The organism is Lentilactobacillus diolivorans DSM 14421 (assembly GCF_001434255.1).
Taxonomy (GTDB): domain Bacteria; phylum Bacillota; class Bacilli; order Lactobacillales; family Lactobacillaceae; genus Lentilactobacillus; species Lentilactobacillus diolivorans.
In genome coordinates this window covers 1-2,444 of sequence record NZ_AZEY01000010.1, presented here as the reverse complement: position 1 = coordinate 2,444, position 2,444 = coordinate 1, and the positions used below count along the sequence as shown (strand labels likewise).

The window sequence follows — 2,444 nt, the reverse complement described above, 5'->3', positions numbered from 1 at the left end:
AATCGTCCCCGTAAATGTCTCGGATGGAAAACGCCTTATGAAATATTCTTTAATGTCGTGTTGCATTTAATTTGACAATTCAAGTTATTAAAATATGGAATCATTTATCCAAACTTAAAGCCTCTTATCAACGCCTCAAACCGTGTCTGGTTGATTTAGATATTTTTTACATTTTACCGTCCAAATGGTCAATGATCTGTAGATAATATTGCTGTCCTTCCTTAGGTTATCCATCGAAATCGAACTAAAGTTTTTACCCATGATGACAAGTGACAATTAACCCTGAATACCGATTCCATACACAAATTCTACAATAATGATTTTGAAAATTTATTTCAAAATTACTTTAGCACTTCTAAAAAAAGCTCAGAAAATTTATTAACGAAAGAGTAAAGTTAGCATTACTTAAGAATGGTAATGTCGTATAAGAATATGACAATTGTTAACCTCAATTCATAAACTAGTTTTATCTATTTAAGTTTCTTAACCATACATTAGACAATATATTTGTTATTTATAAGAAGGTGTTTAGAATAAGGTGTTGTAACCGTTTTTAATATTTTACATTGGAGGGATTTATATGCATGCGAGGCAATTAAGCATTTTCTTTATCTTCTTTTTTGGTGCTTTAGGGGGATTGTTATTCGGATTTGATACTGGAATAATTTCCGGAGCCTCTCCATTAATTGAAAATAATTTCAATTTAGGTATAGAACAAACCGGATTCATTACTTCATCTGTATTGATCGGTTCTTCAATTGGAGCATTATCAATTGGCACCCTTTCAGATCATTTCGGTCGTAAACGATTATTGCTTATTTCATCGATACTATTTTTATTGGGATCAGGTCTTTCGATGGCCGCAGTTGGCTTTGTTTCAATGGTCATAGCTCGAATTATTCTGGGATTTGCCGTTGGTTCTGCTTCTGCCCTAACACCTGCTTATTTAGCAGAATTAGCAGATGCTCCTCATCGAGGCTCTTTGGGAACTATGTTTCAGCTAATGATTACTGCAGGAATTTTATTAGCATATGTTTCCAATTTAGGATTCTTACACCATAATTTATTAGGTATTCGTGATTGGCGATGGATGCTTGGATCTGCATTAATTCCAGCAGTTATTTTATTTATCGGTTCACTGATCTTACCAGAATCACCTCGTTATCTAGTTGAAAGTGGGAAAATAAATGAGGCACGTGATGTGCTACACGAATTACGGAAAAATACCCACGAAGATCCGGATAAGGAATTATCTGACATCCAAAAGATTGCTGATCAACCTAAAGGAGGCCTAAAGGAACTAACTACTTTTGCTCGACCAGCAGTTATTGTTGCCATTCTTTTAATGCTCTTACAACAGTTGGTCGGTATTAATTCAGTAATCTACTTTTTACCTCAAGTTTTTATCAAGGGATTTGGTTTTGCTGAAAGTAACGCTATTTGGATCTCCGTTGGGATTGGTGTAGTTAATTTTGTTTGCACCATTTTAGCCTACCTAGTAATGGATAAATTTAATCGCCGGACTATTTTACTTTTCGGTTCCATTGTCATGGCTATTTCGATTGGAATTCTATCAGTATTAAACTTTACTTTAAGTGTTCAAAATGCCGCTATTCCCACAATGATTCTTATTGCTATTTATATTTTTGGATTTGCCGTTTCATGGGGCCCCATTTGCTGGTTGATGCTAGGCGAAATTTTCCCATTAAATGTTCGTGGTGTGGGCAATTCAATAGGTTCAGCAGCTAACTGGATTGGTAACTTTATTGTCTCTCAATTCTTCCTAGTTTTGTTGAGTATGTTCCATAATAATGTTGGTGGTCCATTTGCTGTCTTTACATTCTTTGCTATTTTGTCAATCTTTTTCGTTATCTACATGGTCCCTGAAACCCGTGGTAAGACATTGGAAAATATCGAAATGGAAATGCGTCAGAAAGCAGCTTTAAAAAAGGCTGTCAAATAAAAGATGGTGTTATAAAATATAAGAAAGCAAAATTTTCTAAATTCTGATTATTAAGAGATAAGTTAAGATTAAACAACTTATATTAAGGAGAATATTTTATGGCATGGACTGAGAAAAATTATCCACAATCCATGAAAAATCTGAAAAAGATTGTTCGTGATAAAGCAATTGAAATTGCTAATGCTTTAAAAAGCAAGGGATATAATGACCAAAGAGCTATTTCTATAGCAACTGAGAAAGCAGAACAATGGTATAAAGATCATCATGTTTCTAAAAAAAATGACCCTTTCAAAAAGAATAAAAAACATTTCCATAATTAATCTGATAGAATGAAACATGTTTCATCTTGATATTATCTAATATCATAGATGATAATTCTTTCAAGACTCAAAAGTATGAATTATGAGCAAAATTTATTCTTAAGATAGATTGTAAAATTAATCCGAACGCTGTTCGGACAAAAAAGATCAGCTTCCTTTAA

2 protein-coding genes are annotated in these 2,444 nt (G+C 33.3%); both read left to right on the top strand.

Annotated elements, in window-relative coordinates; genetic code table 11:
- Positions 1-580 precede the first annotated feature (580 nt).
- On the top strand, positions 581-1,963 hold the full coding sequence (locus FC85_RS00805; protein WP_057863676.1) for a sugar porter family MFS transporter: 1,383 nt from the start codon (positions 581-583) through the stop codon (positions 1,961-1,963).
- A gap of 98 nt (positions 1,964-2,061) precedes the next feature.
- Complete coding sequence (locus tag FC85_RS00800; RefSeq protein ID WP_057863675.1) at positions 2,062-2,283, top strand: DUF2188 domain-containing protein; 222 nt, start codon at positions 2,062-2,064, stop codon at positions 2,281-2,283.
- Positions 2,284-2,444 lie beyond the last annotated feature (161 nt).